At 56.6% G+C, this 15,439-nt stretch carries 13 protein-coding genes and 2 pseudogenes; 14 read left to right on the top strand and 1 reads right to left on the bottom strand.

Going from position 1 to position 15,439, the window contains the following annotated elements; all coding sequences use genetic code 11:
* The first annotated feature begins 211 nt into the window (after positions 1 to 211).
* The 5 genes from ilvB (at position 212) to leuB (ending at position 6,301) form a co-directional block, all read left to right on the top strand.
* Entirely contained in the window at positions 212 to 1,948 is a 1,737-nt protein-coding gene (ilvB, locus tag AC3WJN_RS08845; RefSeq protein WP_005829328.1) for a biosynthetic-type acetolactate synthase large subunit, read from the top strand.
* Between the two features lies 1 nt (position 1,949).
* Positions 1,950 to 2,456, top strand: a complete 507-nt coding sequence (gene ilvN, locus AC3WJN_RS08840; RefSeq protein WP_005829326.1) for an acetolactate synthase small subunit — start codon at positions 1,950 to 1,952, stop codon at positions 2,454 to 2,456.
* 57 nt (positions 2,457 to 2,513) lie between these two features.
* Complete coding sequence (ilvC, locus tag AC3WJN_RS08835) at positions 2,514 to 3,536, top strand: ketol-acid reductoisomerase (protein WP_005829324.1); 1,023 nt, start codon at positions 2,514 to 2,516, stop codon at positions 3,534 to 3,536.
* A 56-nt stretch (positions 3,537 to 3,592) separates the two neighbouring features.
* Entirely contained in the window at positions 3,593 to 5,128 is a 1,536-nt protein-coding gene (locus AC3WJN_RS08830) for a 2-isopropylmalate synthase (RefSeq protein ID WP_005829322.1), read from the top strand.
* Between the two features lie 78 nt (positions 5,129 to 5,206).
* Complete coding sequence (gene leuB, locus AC3WJN_RS08825; protein WP_005829320.1) at positions 5,207 to 6,301, top strand: 3-isopropylmalate dehydrogenase; 1,095 nt, start codon at positions 5,207 to 5,209, stop codon at positions 6,299 to 6,301.
* 155 nt (positions 6,302 to 6,456) lie between these two features.
* Here leuB and AC3WJN_RS08820 read toward each other — a convergent pair whose 3' ends face one another.
* Positions 6,457 to 7,899, bottom strand: a complete 1,443-nt coding sequence (locus AC3WJN_RS08820) for an aminotransferase-like domain-containing protein (protein ID WP_005829318.1) — start codon at positions 7,897 to 7,899, stop codon at positions 6,457 to 6,459.
* A 178-nt stretch (positions 7,900 to 8,077) separates the two neighbouring features.
* On the opposite strand from AC3WJN_RS08820, the gene AC3WJN_RS08815 reads away from it, so the two are divergent.
* From AC3WJN_RS08815 to AC3WJN_RS08775, 9 genes and pseudogenes are all read left to right on the top strand, one after another.
* Positions 8,078 to 8,584: a MogA/MoaB family molybdenum cofactor biosynthesis protein gene (locus AC3WJN_RS08815; protein ID WP_005829317.1), complete on the top strand. Its 507-nt coding sequence runs from the start codon at positions 8,078 to 8,080 to the stop codon at positions 8,582 to 8,584.
* A gap of 140 nt (positions 8,585 to 8,724) precedes the next feature.
* Entirely contained in the window at positions 8,725 to 10,503 is a 1,779-nt protein-coding gene (locus tag AC3WJN_RS08810; protein WP_007776557.1) for a B12-binding domain-containing radical SAM protein, read from the top strand.
* A 51-nt stretch (positions 10,504 to 10,554) separates the two neighbouring features.
* The gene (locus tag AC3WJN_RS08805) at positions 10,555 to 11,220 is read left to right on the top strand and encodes a DNA alkylation repair protein (RefSeq protein ID WP_007776558.1); all 666 of its coding nucleotides are present in this window, start codon (positions 10,555 to 10,557) and stop codon (positions 11,218 to 11,220) included.
* Between the two features lie 181 nt (positions 11,221 to 11,401).
* Positions 11,402 to 12,019 (top strand): DedA family protein, encoded by a 618-nt coding sequence (locus AC3WJN_RS08800; protein ID WP_007776559.1) that lies wholly within the window; start codon positions 11,402 to 11,404, stop codon positions 12,017 to 12,019.
* Between the two features lie 3 nt (positions 12,020 to 12,022).
* On the top strand, positions 12,023 to 12,382 hold the full coding sequence (locus tag AC3WJN_RS08795; RefSeq protein ID WP_007776561.1) for a DUF1294 domain-containing protein: 360 nt from the start codon (positions 12,023 to 12,025) through the stop codon (positions 12,380 to 12,382).
* 182 nt (positions 12,383 to 12,564) lie between these two features.
* The gene (locus AC3WJN_RS08790) at positions 12,565 to 13,329 is read left to right on the top strand and encodes an IclR family transcriptional regulator (RefSeq protein WP_007776562.1); all 765 of its coding nucleotides are present in this window, start codon (positions 12,565 to 12,567) and stop codon (positions 13,327 to 13,329) included.
* Between the two features lie 234 nt (positions 13,330 to 13,563).
* A pseudogene (locus tag AC3WJN_RS08785) lies at positions 13,564 to 14,102 on the top strand (3-hydroxyanthranilate 3,4-dioxygenase).
* Positions 14,087 to 14,743 (top strand): hypothetical protein, encoded by a 657-nt coding sequence (locus tag AC3WJN_RS08780; RefSeq protein WP_025844153.1) that lies wholly within the window; start codon positions 14,087 to 14,089, stop codon positions 14,741 to 14,743. The pseudogene AC3WJN_RS08785 and the gene AC3WJN_RS08780 overlap by 16 nt, the downstream one beginning before the upstream one ends.
* Positions 14,744 to 14,759: 16 nt before the next feature.
* A pseudogene (locus tag AC3WJN_RS08775) lies at positions 14,760 to 15,439 on the top strand (hydroxymethylglutaryl-CoA lyase-like TIM-barrel protein).

Below are 15,439 nucleotides of genomic sequence, written 5' to 3'. Positions count from 1 at the left end.
CCGATTGACACCCGTTAGCGTGTTACAGTCCGCATTTGCTGTGACTGGCTGAGATCGGCTGACCGCGAGGCGCCGATAAAGTTGGGTGGTACCGCGAACCCTTTCGCCCCAAAAGACATGGAAACCGAACCGTGTCGGGGCGAAAGGGTTTTTCTATGTGTCCATAGGTATTTTTTATAGCTGCTTTAAGAAGTGGGAGGAGGAGAGGAAAATGAGTGTTGAAATGGCCGAATTGCAGAAAAAGAACGGCATTCCACCGATTCAGTTCGGGGAGGAAGTGACAGGAGCAGAAACGCTTCTGCGCTGTCTGATCCTGGAGGAAGTCGAATACATTTTCGGCTACCCAGGCGGAGCGGTGCTCCCGATCTACGATTCCTTGTACGGGAGCTACTTCAAGCACATCCTGACTCGCCATGAGCAGGGCGCGATCCACGCAGCAGACGGATACGCCCGCGCTACTGGCAAACCGGGCGTATGCATCGCCACTTCCGGTCCGGGGGCGACCAACCTCGTAACCGGAATTGCGACAGCCCAGATGGACTCGGTTCCGCTGGTGTGCATCACCGGAAACGTAGCCCAGTCGCTGATCGGAACCGACGCGTTCCAGGAAGCGAACATTACCGGAATCACCATCCCGATTACGAAGCACAGCTACTTCGTCCGCGATGTCCGCGAGCTTCCGCGCATCGTGAAGGAAGCGTTCCACATCGCTTCTACAGGTCGTCCGGGCCCGGTCCTCATCGACATTCCAAAAGATGTGGCCAACGCGAAGGCGCCGTTCACTTATCCCGACAAGGTCGAGATTCGCGGCTACCGCGACACGCTCGTGCCGACAGACGAAGAGGTGCAGACATTTGTTGACGCGATTGGCGAAGCGAAGCGCCCGGTCATTTTGGCAGGCGGCGGCATCATCGCCGCAAAAGCCGAAGCAGAGCTGCTCGCTTTTGCGGAGAAGACGCGCATCCCGGTTATCAACACGTTCATGGGGCTGGGCGGTTTCCCGGGCACGCACGAATTGGCGCTCGCCATGCCGGGCATGCACGGCAGCTACACAGCCAACCAGGCGCTGCTCAATGCGGACTGTGTCATCGGCCTCGGCGCTCGCTTCGATGACCGGATCACGATGGGACGCACCAAGGAGTTTGCTCCGAAAGCCCGCATCGTCCACGTCGACATCGACCCTGCCGAGCTGGGGAAAAACGTCGAGACAGCCGTCACTGTGGCAGGCGATGTGAAAAGCACCCTGGCCAAAGCGATTCCGGTTGCCCGCAAATGCGATTCCGAGGCGTGGATCAGCCAGTTGAGGGAATGGCAGGCACAGTATCCGTACAAGTACAAAAAAGACGGCGACGTACTGAAGCCGCAAGCGGTCATTGAGCTTCTGTACAGCTCCACAGATGGGGAAGCGATCGTCACGACAGACGTTGGACAGCACCAGATGTGGACAGCACAATACTACAAGTTCAAGCACCCGCGCTCCTTTATCTCTTCCGGCGGCCTCGGCACGATGGGCTTTGGCTTCCCGGCAGCGATTGGCGCACAGATCGCGCACCCGGATCGCACGGTAATCGCCGTAGTGGGCGACGGCGGCTTCCAGATGACCAACCAGGAGCTGGCGATCGTCTCCCAGTACAACATTCCGGTGAAGGTCGCGATTGTGAACAACCAGTGCCTGGGGATGGTTCGCCAATGGCAGGAGCTGTTCTACGACAATCGCTACAGCCAGATCGACCTGACGTGCAGCCCGGATTTCGTCAAGCTGGCGGAAGCGTACGGCGTCAAAGGCTTGCGGGCCACCACTCCGCAAGAGGCAGAAGCCGTTTGGGCCGAAGCGCTGCGCCATGATGGGCCAGTCGTCGTGGACTTCCGCGTCGCGCAGGAAGAAAACGTGTATCCGATGGTAGCGTCGGGCGACACATTAGATCAGATGGAATTGGGGGACGACTAGGATGCAAACACATACGATCGCCGTACTCGTCAACGATCACCCCGGCGTATTGACCCGAGTCGCGACCTTGTTCGGGCAACGCGGCTTCAACATCGACAGCATCACGGTGGGAGGAACAGAGGAGCAAGGGCTGTCCCGGATGATTATTACCACCGGAGCGGATGACCGCCAGATTCAACAACTGATGAAGCAATTGCAAAAGCTGATCGACGTCATCTCGGTGACGAACCTCAGCGAAAACCCGTACGTTTCCCGGGAGCTGGCGCTTATCAAGGTGAGCGCATCACCGAGCCAGTTGGCCGAGTTGAACGGGATTGTCGAGCCGTTCCGCGCCGCGATCGTCGATGTGGGACCTACCTCGCTGATCGTGCAAGTAACGGGTGACACCGAAAAAATCGACGCGCTGCTTGTGCTTTTGCAAAGCTACGGGGTGCTCGAACTGACGAGAACAGGATCAGTAGCGATGGCGCGCAGTATTGTTCCAGCAACAGCCGCAGCAACGGTTTAAATTGCAAAATTCAGAATAGGAATTCAAACTAAACATAATTTTAGGGAGGCTACACAAATGGTAAAAATGTATTATGAAGCAGACGTAAACAAAGAGGTACTGCGCGGCAAAACAATCGCCATCATCGGCTACGGCAGCCAGGGCCATGCGCAAGCGCAAAACCTGCGCGACAGCGGCTATAAAGTAGTAGTAGGTCTGCGCCCAGGGAAGTCTTGGGACGTAGCGGCAAAAGACGGCTTCGAAGTGTTGACAGTGGCCGAAGCAACCAAACGCGCTGACGTGGTGCAAATCCTCATGCCAGACGAGCGCCAGGCGCAAGTGTACCGCGACGAGATCGCGCCAAACCTGAAATCCGGCGCAGCACTCTGCTTCTCCCACGGCTTCAACATCCACTACGCGCAAATCGTGCCGCCTGCTGACGTAGACGTTATCATGTCTGCGCCAAAAAGCCCGGGTCACCTCGTGCGCCGCGTGTACCAAGAAGGCTTTGGCGTACCTGGCCTGATCGCGATCTACCAGGATGCGACTGGCAATGCAAAAGACCTCGCACTCGCATACTCCAGCGGAATCGGCTGCACAAAAGCAGGCGTGATCGAAACGACTTTCCGCGAAGAGACAGAAACAGACCTGTTCGGGGAGCAAGCAGTATTGTGTGGCGGAGCAAGCGAGCTGGTAAAAGCAGGCTTCGATACGCTGGTAGAAGCAGGATACGCGCCTGAGATCGCCTACTTCGAGTGCCTGCACGAGCTGAAGCTGATCGTCGACCTGATGTACGAAGGCGGTCTGGCTCGCATGCGCTACTCCATCAGTGACACGGCTGAGTACGGTGACTACAGCACAGGCCGCCGCATCATCACAGAAGAAACGCGCAAAGAAATGAAAAAAGTGCTGGCTGAAATCCAAGACGGTACATTCGCTCGCAACTGGATCCTGGAAAACCAGGCAAACCGTCCTGGCTTCACTTCCCGCCGCCGTCTGGAAGCAGAGCACGGCATCGAGGTAGTCGGACAACAACTGCGCGGCATGATGTCCTGGCTGAACAAAGAAACGAAAAAAGAAGAAGCGAAAATCGGGCAATAAGGACCCGTATAGAGAGACATATATAATGTAGGAAAAAAAGTGGAGGTGAAAAGTTCATGCGGACCATTGAGATTTTTGATACGACATTACGCGATGGGGAGCAGTCTCCGGGCGTCAACATCAGCACGAACGAAAAGGTGGAGATCGCCCTTCAACTGGAAAAGCTGGGCGTAAACAGAATTGAGGCTGGCTTTGCGGCTGCTTCCCCAGGCGACCAAAAGTCTGTGGCCGAAGTGGCGAAGCGGGTGAAAAACTCCACCGTCGTAAGTCTCGCACGTGCCGTCAAAGACGACATGGATAAGGCGTACGAAGCGCTGCGCAACGCGCAAAACGCATCCCTCCACGTCTTTCTTGCAACGTCTCCGATCCATCGCCAGTACAAACTGAACATGAGCAAGGAGCAGGTCCTTGCTCGTGCGGTGGAGGCGGTCACCTATGCGAAAAAATACTTCACAGAAGTACAGTTTTCCGCAGAGGATGCGGCGCGGACAGAGATCGACTTTTTGGCCGAGGTAGTGGAAGCGGTCATCAAGGCAGGCGCGACAACCGTGAACATTCCGGACACCGTCGGCTACATGACGCCGTACCAGTACGGCAACATTTTCCGCGAACTGAAAAAGCGCGTGCCAGAGACAGAAGGAATCCGCCTGAGCTGTCATTGCCACGATGACCTGGGCATGGCTGTCGCAAACAGCTTGGCTGCCGTGGAAGGCGGAGCTACACAGGTAGAAGGTACGATCAACGGGATCGGCGAACGCGCAGGCAACGCGGCGCTGGAAGAAGTGGCGCTCGCACTGGAGACACGCAAGGACTATTACCAGGCGACAACCAAGCTTCATCTGAAGGAAATTGCGCGGACCAGCCAGCTCGTAAGCCGTTTGACAGGAATGATCGTGCCGGGCAACAAAGCCGTCGTAGGCGCGAACGCTTTTGCCCACGAGTCCGGCATTCACCAGGACGGCGTCTTGAAGGAAGTCACCACCTACGAAATCATTCGTCCGGAGTCGGTCGGCTTCAAGTCGAACAAACTGGTGCTCGGCAAGCACTCTGGCCGTCACGCGTTCAAGGAAAAGCTGGTGGAACTGGGCTACCACCTCGACCAAGAGGAAGTCAATGCCGCCTTTGCCGCCTTCAAGGCATTGTGCGACAAGAAAAAAGAAATTACGGACGACGACATTCTTGCCCTGATCGATACAAAAATGGTTCGCGGTGCCGAAGCGTTTCAGCTCGAATCGGTGCAGCTCGCCTACGGCAACATTTCCGTGCCGACGGCAAGCGTCCGCCTGAAGCGGGCTGACGACTCGGTCGTCGAGGAAGCGGCGATTGGCAACGGCTCCGTCGATGCGATCTACAAGGCGATTGACCGCGCCACAGGCGAAGAAGTCACCTTGATCGACTACAAAATTCTCTCGGTCACGCACGGACAGGACGCGCTCGGCGAAGTGTTCGTCCGCCTCCAGCAAGGCGAGCTGACCGTCACTGGCCGCGGAGTCAGCACAGACGTGCTGGAAGCGAGCGCGATCGCCTACGTGCGCGCGATCAACAAAATTTTGGAGCGCCGCGGGGAATCCGTGCCAGTCGCTGCAAACTAGAACAAAACGGATTGGATAGGAAAAAAGAAACCAGCAAGGAACGAAAAACCATTACAGAAAAGAAAAGCGGGATAAACGATGAAGAAAAATTATCGCATCGCCGTTCTTCCTGGTGACGGTATCGGACCAGAGATCATGCAGGAAGCAGTCAAAGTCCTTCAGCTTGTAGGAGAGCGCGAAGGCGTCACATTTACGTGCGAGGAAGGCCGGATCGGCGGAATCGCCATCGACACCGACGGAACTCCGCTGCCGGAAGCGACCGTCAAGCTGGCGAAGCAGGCCGATGCGGTGCTGCTCGGTGCAGTAGGCGGCCCGAAGTGGGATCAAAATCCGGGGCACCTTCGCCCGGAGACAGGACTTTTGGGGATTCGCAAGGAGCTTGGGCTGTTTGCCAACATTCGCCCGGCGACGATGCACAGCTCGCTCGTCGAAGCTTCTACGCTCAAGCCGGAAGTGGTGTCCGGCGTAGATTTGATCGTGGTGCGCGAGCTGACCGGAGGCATTTACTTCGGGGAGAAAAAGCGCTACGACGGTCCGAACGGCGAAGTAGCCGAAGACCAATGCATTTACACCGAAGCGGAAGTCGAGCGGATTATCCGTGTAGGCTTTGAGATCGCTCGCAAACGCCAAAAGCGTCTCGTGTCTGTCGACAAGGCGAACGTGCTGGAAAGCTCCCGCCTCTGGCGCAAGGTAGCAGAGCGGGTAGCGGCCGACTACCCGGATGTCGAGCTGTCCCACCAACTGGTCGACTCGTGCGCGATGCAACTCGTGCGCGCTCCGAAGCAGTTTGACGTCATCGTGACGGAAAACATGTTCGGCGACATTTTGAGCGACCAGGCCGCGATGCTGACAGGCTCGATCGGCATGCTGGCCTCGGCAAGTCTGGCAGCGGGAAGCTTCGGGCTGTACGAACCGGTGCACGGCTCCGCTCCTGACATCGCCGGAAAAGGCATTGCCAATCCGCTGGCAACGATCCTCTCTGTCGCGATGATGCTCCGCCTCTCGCTCGGCATGGATGAGGCTGCGGCGGCAGTAGAAAACGCCGTCTGGTCCGTCCTCGAAGCGGGACACCGCACAGGCGATATCGCGGCAGATCCGAGCAAGGCGATTGGCACAGTAGCAATGGGCCAACTCGTGCGCGACGAGCTGTCCCAACAATGGCAGCCTAAGTAAAAAAAGCAAAAAAGAACCCTGCCACGGCGTCCAGATGGACAGCGGCAGGGTTTTTGCGCGTTCAGCCGATGGTGATTGAGCCATTTTGGCGAGCGAAAATACGCCCTCTGCTCTCGCCGGCATACGGGCGTATCGTTGTCTGGCCCCCGATAATATTACCGCAGCAGCGCAGCTCCCAAGCGATGCAGCCAATGCTTCAGCTCCCGTTCCTCCATCGGAGCGAGCGGGAAGCGCACAGCCGGGCGGCGCTTCGTGTCAGCAGGCTCGTCGGCTACGCGGAACGCATGGCCGCAGGTCAGCTCCAGACCTTCTTCGCGCAGGATGGCGACGACTCTTTCTTCCAGCTCGGTCGCGTTTGCGGTCGGCGTGCCCCACTCGATCCACGTGTTGAGCCCGCCCGTGATCGGGTACATGCGCGCGTGGGCCGGGAGAGCGTGGTTCTTTTCCTTCCACAGCCGCAAAAAGCGGGATTGGAACAGTGCGCGGCGGTCCGCCAAATACACCTCGGAAAACCACGGATCGTCGAGCAGCCGGACCGCTGCCTCGACGACGAGCAAGGACGGCTCTGCTCCGGTCATGGACACGATCTGCCTGTAGCGTTCCAGTTCCTCTTCGCTAAAATCGGCAGGCAGCATCAGGACTCCTAGCTGCAGGTCGCGCGCCAATGTTTTCGACAGAGAGTGCAGGTAGTACACCTCGACAGGGCTTTTTTGCTGAAAAGCCATCTCGTAGATCGGCTTGCTCGGCTCCTCGAACCAGAGGTCGCCGTAGTGGTCGTTTTCCACGATGCGCACGCTGTGCCGTTCAGCCCAGGCGAGCAACTCTTCCTTGCGCTTCAACGAGTAGCTGATGCCTGTCGGGAAGTGGTAGTGCGGGTTGATTAACAGCCAGTTGGCCGGGTAGTGCTCCTGTTCGGCATCGAGCGCTTCGATGCTGACTCCTTCTTCGTCCAGGCGGATCGGGCGGACGGTGATCCCGCACTGGCTGAGCAGGCGCAAAAAGACCGGGTAGCTGTATTCCTCTACGTAGACGACATCGCGCGGATTCATGACACGCTGCGCGAGAAAGGCGAAGCCGCTGGTGCTGCGGTTGAACAGCAGCACGCGCTCGGGCGAGTGCGGCAAGCCGCGTCTCTTCAGGTGATCGGCGAATACTTTGGCCGCCTGTGTCCGTCTGATTTTCTTTTGCGCGGAAGGCTCGTCCAGCACGGTCAAACTGTCGTAAAAAGCGCCGCGCAGCCGCTTGACCAGCTCTTCGCCAGGGCGGGGCGAGGAGTCAGCCAGCGAGGCAATCGGGATGTCGGTCAACGGCAAGCGGCTTTCCAGACGAGCTTCCTTTGCGAGCGTCGTCAGGTAGTAGCCTTTGCCGTGCACGGCTTCCAGCCAGCCTTCCAGCGCGAGATGGTCGTACGCCTTTTTCACGGTTTCCAGCGAGCAGCCGCTGACGGTTTTCATGTCCCGCAGCGAGATCAATTGTTGTCCGTCTACAAGAAAGGCCCCGCGCAGAATAGCCGTTTTCAGTTGGTCGGCTAGCTGCACATAAATCGGCGTATGGGATTGCTTGTGAAAATGAAACGAAAAAAATGGGCGTTCTGCCATCCGGGTACGCCTCCTTGTCTGTCAAAAATAACTGTCACCAGCATTATATCGAAAACAGCGTCTTCTAGGGTAGAAGAAGTGAAGAAATCGTTGCAAAAGGACGGTTGGCAAGACCCGTGCCGAGAGAAAATGGTAGAATAAGAGAAACAAGCCAGCAGAAAATGAGGGAGATCACGATATGAGCACACAGGAGCACAAGGCGCTGTCACCAAAACAGGTGACGTGCATGGTCATTACCGTTTCCGATACGCGAACCGAAGAGACGGACAAGAGCGGACAATTAATGAGGCAACTATTAACCGAGGCAGGGCATCACGTCGCCCTCTACCAGATCGTCAAGGACGAGCCTGCCGAGGTGACTGCCGCGATTGAAGCGGGAATCGCGCATCCCGAGGTGCAAGTCATCCTGCTCAACGGCGGGACAGGCATCTCGCCGCGAGACAACACGTTCGAAGCCGTCTCCGGTTTGCTGGAAAAGGAAATGCCCGGCTTCGGCGAGCTGTTTCGGATGCTGAGCTATACGGAGGACATCGGGTCGGCGGCCATGCTCAGCCGCGCTGTGGCGGGCACCAGAGGGGGAAAAATGATCTTTTCCACGCCTGGCTCGACTGGGGCAGTCAAGCTCGCGATGAATCGGCTGATTGTGCCTGAGCTGGGGCATGTCGTGCGCGAACTGAATCGCTGAGCGGGGCCGGGCCGGATTTGCCGTGCTCTGGCCTCGTATGGTACTGTTACGAAAGGAATCGCCCGGTTGGACGCCAGACCATCGTTTGCCTGATGGTTTTTTTCGTCGCCGGATTTTGTGCAAGGAGAGTAGACCCATCCATGAAGATTGTACTATCGACCTTAAATGCCAAGTTCATCCACTCCTCGCTGGCCTTGCGCTATTTGCGCAGCTACGCCCAGAAAGCTTTTCCGGGCATCGAGCTGGTGGAGTACACGATTAACGATGTGACGCTCAACATCGTCGCAGACATCTACAAGCGACAGCCCGATATCGTCGCTTTTTCCTGTTATATCTGGAACATTCGCGAGACGCTCGATGTGATCCGCAATCTGAAAAAAGTATGCCCCGACGTCGCTGTCATTCTCGGCGGGCCGGAAGTGACCTACGACGCGGACGAGTGGATGAAAAAGCATCCGGAGATTGACGTGATCGCCATCGGAGAAGGGGAGCAGACTTTTTTGGAGCTGCTGCAAGCCTATCAGGAGGCGAAAGCCGAGGGCAAGCCTCCTCGCCTGCGGGATGTAGCGGGAATCGCCTATCGCGACGACGAGTACGTTCGTTTTTCGGCACCGAGAGCCCAGATTGAAGAGATGGATACGATTCCGTCGCCCTATGCGGATCATCTCGACGAGCTGAACAACCGCGTCGTCTATTTCGAGGCATCCCGGGGGTGTCCGTTCAAATGCCAGTACTGTCTGTCTTCCATTGAAGACGGGGTGCGCTACTTCAGCCTGGAGCGGGTCAAGGAAGACTTGCTGCGGCTGATTCGCCACGGTGTGAAGACGATTAAATTCGTGGACCGCACGTTTAACATCAATAAAAAGTATGCAATGGAGATTTTCCAGTTCCTCATCGACAACCACAATGGAACGGTGTTTCAATTTGAGATTACGGCCGATATTTTGCGGGCGGACGTGCTCGACTTTTTGACTGAAAACGCACCGCCGGGCATTTTCCGCTTCGAAATCGGCGTCCAATCCACCAACGACGAGACAAACCGCCTCGTACAGCGGATTCAACGCTTCAACCGTCTGGCCAGAACCGTGACGCAGATCAAGGAGTCGGGCAAAATCGACCAGCACCTGGACTTGATCGCAGGCTTGCCGGAGGAAGACTACCAGTCGTTCCGCAAGACGTTCAACGATGTGTTCGCCCTGCGCCCGGAGGAGTTGCAGCTCGGCTTTTTGAAAATGCTGCGCGGGACCGGAGTGCGAGCGCGTGCCGCCAACCACGGCTACGTGTTCATGGATGAAGCGCCGTACGAGATTTTGGGCAACAACGTCCTCTCGTTTGCGGACATGCAAAAGATCAAGCGGGTGGAAGACGTCCTGGAAAAATACTGGAACGCACACCGGATGGACCTCACGCTGGAGTGGCTGTTGGCGAATCAGTTCGAGACGCCGTTTGACTTCTTCCAGACGTTTGGCGACTATTGGGAGCAGCAGGGCTGGAGCCGCATCGGCCATCAGCTTGAAGATTTGTTTTTGCGACTGCAAGCTTTTTTGCAGCACGAGAACGTGGAGGGGCTTCGGCATGTGCAGAGCTTGATGAAGTTCGATTACTTGCGCAACCAGAAGCATCGTCCGCGCAAGCTGTGGTGGGAGGACGTCCTGGACAAAGAGGCGATGCAAAAGACGTACGCCGCCATCTACGAGCAGCGCGACCGGCTGCGCGAAGACTTTGCCGCGCATGCCGCTCTGGAAAAAGACTATTTCAAGCACACGGTAACGGCGAAGGTGACGTTTGACATTGAGACGTGGCTGAGAACCGGGGAAGTTATCGAGGGCGATTTTACGCTGGTCGTGTACTATCCGTATAAAAAGGAAGATAAGAACGATTTTGCAGTCGTGAATCAGGAGGTACATGCTGCCGGCTGATCGCAGGGAAAGCGAAGCAGCACGAGCTTTCACGGGGAAGGAGGGAGCGCGATGACGTGTGCCTTTACGACAGCGGCTATCCGCTTGCTCGCGAGCCATGCGGATGCCAAGAACGCCGGGCCGATGGAGCGGTACATGAAAAATCAGTTTCCTTTTTTGGGGATCAAGGCTCCGCTGCGCCGCGAGCTGTCCAGACAGTTGTTTCGCGAGCACGGCATCCCGCAAGACTGGGAGCAGGTCGTGGCGCGCTTGTGGGCATTGCCTGAGCGCGAGTACCAATACGTGGCAATGGATCTGTTGGCAAAGACGAAAAAGCAACTGACACCCGAGCACCTGCCGCTTGTAGTCAAGTGGATTACAACGAAGTCGTGGTGGGATACGGTCGACTATCTCGCCGCACATACAACAGGCACGCTTTTTTCCCGCTACCCCGAGCTGATCCGCCCGAACACGACTGACTGGGTCAAAGGCGATAATATGTGGCTCGCGCGGACGGCGCTCCTGTTTCAGCTTTCTTACAAGGCCAAGACGGATCGGGAGATGCTTTTCGCCTTGATTGAGTCCTGTGCGGTTTCCAAGGAGTTTTTTATCCAAAAAGCAATCGGCTGGGCTTTGCGGGAGTATGCCAAGACAGAACCGGAAGCAGTGCGTGGCTTTGTGGAAAGGACTGTGCTGTCGAACCTGAGCAGGCGGGAGGCGCTCAAGCATCTTGGCTGATGGACGGGCTGTTTTTGTCCGTGATTTCTTCGCTTGATAAAAATGGTTCATCTATTGCAAAATAGACAAGTACCTTTTTACGTGTTTGTACGTAATAACTAAGAGTCACATACTGCACGAGAGCCGCTGCCAGCCTGCGCAAGATTTTGCCGCCAGTGGCGAAGATAGGGGATTTTGCCTCATGGAAATCAACCTGCTGATGTCAATCATAGAGCAATACGGTTACGTCGCGATTTTTTTCCTGCTCTGGCTGGGAATCGTCGGCTTGCCCATTCCGGATGAGCTGGTCGTGGCGACCGGAGGCTTTCTCGCCTCGATCGGCCTTCTGGACCCGTTTTACTCGTTTTTGGCCGGGTACATGGGCGTTGCCTCCGGATTGACCATCGGTTTTTTGTTGGGAAAATACTTCGGAAAGCCGATCCTGCAATGGCTGTCCAAAAGCGAAAAGATGCGGCACGCCGTCGAGCGGTCCACGGGCCTTTTGGAGAAATACGGGGCGACGGCTTTGTGCATCAGCTACCTGTTCCCGGTTGTTCGCCACGTCGTTCCGTATTTGGTGGCGCTGGGCGGCATGACGTATCGCCGCTACGCGCTGCTTTCGTATCCGATCGGGCTTGTCTGGACCATCGCGTTTTACTTCCTCGGCTACGTGTTCGGAAACAACGTGGAGGCGATTATCGGGATGATTCGCCAGTACGGCTTCTACGCCTTGCTGGTCATCGTAGTCGCGCTGGCCGCCTGGCTGATCGTGCGCAAGGTCATCGTCAGCAACCGGGCGTTTCGGGCAAAAGGAGAGTAGGCGATGAGACATGAGCAGGTGGCAATCCACAGGCGCAATCGCAATCTGGTGCTTGCGGCCGGATGGCTCCTCGTCCTTGCGGGGTATTTCAGCTACGAGGCGATCGTCGTGGCTGCGGGCGCCCTCGTTTTGAGCGGCTATGCCTGGTTTTTGATGCGTGCGGACAAGCGTCTGGCGAAAAAGAAAAGCTGGCGGATTCCCGAGGCCAGTCTCCTTTTGGCCGCTTTTCTCGGCGGAGGGCCAGGCGCATTGGCGGGGATGCTGATTCATCGCCACAAGACCCGGCACGCCTCCTTTTTGTTTTGGGTCCCACTGTTTTGTATGTTGCAAATTGCGCTGGTCGTCTGGATCGGCCGACAATAAAGCAAGAATCTCGTGAGCAACGATGGCGCGAGGTTCTTTTTTTGTTTGGCTGCTTGCAAAAAAAGATTACTGTCAGAAAACTCTGAATTGTATATTGCGCATTTCGGGAATCAAGCCTATAATAAGAAATGTAGTCAACATTATCGAATATCGTTCGATAATATCGAACGAAGAGGAGGAACATGAGCGAGAAGTTTATCCAATCGGTAGATCGAGCCATCGACATCCTGGAGTTGTTTTCTCTCACCGAGCCGGAGCTGAGCGTCAAGGAGATCAGTGATCGCCTGAAGCTGTCGAAAAGCACGGTTCATGGCTTGATGAAAACATTGGAGCACAGGGGGTACCTGGAACAAAAGCCGACCGATCAAAAGTACAAGCTGGGGCTGCGCCTGTTCGAGCTGGGAAATCTGGTCGGCAGCGGAATGGAGCTGCGCAATCTCGCCTATCCGATCATTCAGAGCCTCGTGGCGACGCTGCAAGAGACGGTTCACCTGGTCGTGCTCGACAAAGACGAAGTGGTGTACGTGGAAAAAGTCGAGGCGCCTGCTTCTCTGCGGATGTACTCCATGCTCGGAAAGCGCGCTCCCTTGTACTGTACGGGGGGAGGGAAGGCGTTGTTCGCCTATTTGGACGAGGCGACTGTCGATCGCATCTTGCAACAAGCAGATTTGAAAGCGCTTACCCCTTTTACGCTGACCGACCCGGAGGCGATCAAGCGGGAACTGCAAAAAATTCGCGAGCAAGGGTACGCGATTGACGACGAAGAGATCGAGATCGGCTTGAAATGCGTAGCCGCACCGATTTTCAACCACGAGGGGAAGGTGATCGCCTCCATCAGTTGTGCCGGGCCCAAGCACCGTTTCTCCGACGACAAAATGAAGACGTTCATTCAGCAAGTCAAGCATGCCGCACTGGCGCTTTCCAGGCGGTTTGGGTATCGAGGCTGATGGGCAAAAAAAGAGACTTCCCTCTTGTTGGAGCAGTTTTCAAGCGGCCACCCGAAAACACCACAGGGAGAAGTCTGTACAGAACCATTCGTCAACCATACCCAAACCCCTGCCGCCTGTTCGAAGAAATGTGCCGTTTTGCCAGGGAGAGCTGCTGCTTTTGCCGCCCCCGGCCGACGATGACGTTGTTTTGCAGCAAACCAATCCAAACCAGCCAAAGGAGCGTGTCGTATCATGAGCACCATCACCAAACCGGTCAACATCTGGAAGTTTATCGAGGAAAACAAGGACAGTTTGAAACCGCCAGTGAACAACAAGGTCGTCTGAAAAATGCCGAACTGATGATGATGGTGCTGGGCGGCCCGAACAAGCGCCGCGACTTCCACGTCGACCCGTCCGAAGAAATTTTTTACCAGCTCAAGGGCGATTGCTACGTGGAAATCATCAACGCCGAAGGCAAGCGGGAGGTAGTGACGGTGCGCGAGGGGGAAATGTTTCTCTTTCCAGCGAATGTCCCGCATTCCCCGCATCGCGTGGCAGATACGATCGGCCTGGTCATCGAGCGCAACCGCGATCACGGCGAGCTGGAAGACCTCGTCTGGTTCTGCGAAAAATGCGACCACGAGATGCATCGGACACGCGTGCAGTTGACAGATATCGAAAAGCAAGTAAAAGAAGCGATTCATGCGTTCAATGGCAGTGAAGATTTGCGGACATGCAAAAACTGCGGGCATGTAGCATCCGAGGAAGTGAACGAATGGCAGCCAGAATAGACTTCCACACGCACATCATCCCGGCTGATCTGCCTGACTTTTCGCAAAAATACGGCGGGGACCGCTGGCCGATCCTGCAGCCGACCTGCTCTTGCGGCGCCAACATCATGGTAGGCGGCAAGCTGTTTCGGGAAATTACCGACCAGTGCTGGGACCCGCAAAAGCGGATCGCGGACATGGCAGCGGAAGTCGTCGACATGCAGGTGCTGGACCAAGGCTGGAACGTCTGGCCGCATCTGCGCGTGACAGAGCAGCCGCCAAGCTTCTATACGAAAAACTTTTACTTCGACTCGCTGAGTTACGAGCCGCTGAACATCCGGCTGTTGCTCGAACGGTTCGGCCACGAAATGCGCGACACCGTTTATTGCGAAGTAAAGCAGATGGACGAGGCGGCGATTCGCCAGTCTGTTTTGGAGATCGTCGAGCAGGTGCAAGCGTACGTTCCCGGCTATCGGCTGAAGCAGGAGCCGCTGTTCGAAGAAAATCGCGTGACCGTATTTCTGGAGGTCGAAGGTGCGGGAGACTACTTCCCGCCCTACGCTGGCAATTTGGACATCATGACGGCTGCAGCTGTGCGGGTGGGAGAAGAGGTCGCCCGTCATCTTTTGGATGGGAGAGGGGTAAGCCTTGGAACAAAATAGCGATCGACCAATCAAAATGACAGAAGTTTGCTTGCGCGACGGCAGCCACGTCGTCGCCCACCAGTTCACGCGCGAGCAGGTGCAGGCCGTCGCCCGAGGGCTGGATGAGGCAGGCGTTCCTTACATCGAGGTGAGCCACGGAGACGGTCTGGGCGGCTCGACGATCCAGTACGGTCGCTCGCTCGTCGACGAAATGGAGCTGATCGAAGCGGCGGTCGCTTCGTGCAGGCAAGCAAAAGTCGCGGTGCTGCTCATACCGGGCATCGGCACGGTGCATGAGCTGAAAGAAGCGCAAAAGCGCGGGGCGGGACTTGTCCGGGTAGCCACGCATGTGACCGAAGCGGACGTCTCGGCGCAGGAGCGGGCAACGCGCAGACAGAGGTGTTGATCGCGGTGCTCGATCGCATGGGCGTCGATCTCGGCATCGACCTGTACAAACTGATGGATGTCGCCGAAGACATCGTCGGTCCAATCATGCCGCATCCGCAGGAAATCCGCAAAGGCAGTCTCGTCATGGGCTATGCGGGAGTGTACTCCAGCTTTTTGTTGCATGCAGAGCGGGCGGGCAAACGCTTCGGCGTCGATCCGCGGGATATTTTGCTCGAAGTCGGCAGACGCAAAGCCGTCGGCGGGCAGGAAGACATGATTATTGATGTGGCGGCTGAGCTGGCGAAGCTGCAAAGGGCGGGGAGATGA

Source organism: Brevibacillus sp. FW306-2-1A-C05A, from assembly GCF_058781555.1.
Note: the sequence above shows the minus strand (reverse complement) of the source record. Positions and strands in the feature narration are given on the sequence as shown.

Coding starts and splice junctions, on each gene's coding strand:
- ilvB (WP_005829328.1), top strand. CDS start 212: ATGAGTGTTGAAATGGCCGAATTGCAGAAAAAGAACGGCATTCCACCG.
- ilvN (WP_005829326.1), top strand. CDS start 1,950: ATGCAAACACATACGATCGCCGTACTCGTCAACGATCACCCCGGCGTA.
- ilvC (WP_005829324.1), top strand. CDS start 2,514: ATGGTAAAAATGTATTATGAAGCAGACGTAAACAAAGAGGTACTGCGC.
- AC3WJN_RS08830 (WP_005829322.1), top strand. CDS start 3,593: ATGCGGACCATTGAGATTTTTGATACGACATTACGCGATGGGGAGCAG.
- leuB (WP_005829320.1), top strand. CDS start 5,207: ATGAAGAAAAATTATCGCATCGCCGTTCTTCCTGGTGACGGTATCGGA.
- AC3WJN_RS08820 (WP_005829318.1), bottom strand. CDS start 7,899: ATGGCAGAACGCCCATTTTTTTCGTTTCATTTTCACAAGCAATCCCAT.
- AC3WJN_RS08815 (WP_005829317.1), top strand. CDS start 8,078: ATGAGCACACAGGAGCACAAGGCGCTGTCACCAAAACAGGTGACGTGC.
- AC3WJN_RS08810 (WP_007776557.1), top strand. CDS start 8,725: ATGAAGATTGTACTATCGACCTTAAATGCCAAGTTCATCCACTCCTCG.
- AC3WJN_RS08805 (WP_007776558.1), top strand. CDS start 10,555: ATGACGTGTGCCTTTACGACAGCGGCTATCCGCTTGCTCGCGAGCCAT.
- AC3WJN_RS08800 (WP_007776559.1), top strand. CDS start 11,402: ATGGAAATCAACCTGCTGATGTCAATCATAGAGCAATACGGTTACGTC.
- AC3WJN_RS08795 (WP_007776561.1), top strand. CDS start 12,023: ATGAGACATGAGCAGGTGGCAATCCACAGGCGCAATCGCAATCTGGTG.
- AC3WJN_RS08790 (WP_007776562.1), top strand. CDS start 12,565: ATGAGCGAGAAGTTTATCCAATCGGTAGATCGAGCCATCGACATCCTG.
- AC3WJN_RS08780 (WP_025844153.1), top strand. CDS start 14,087: ATGGCAGCCAGAATAGACTTCCACACGCACATCATCCCGGCTGATCTG.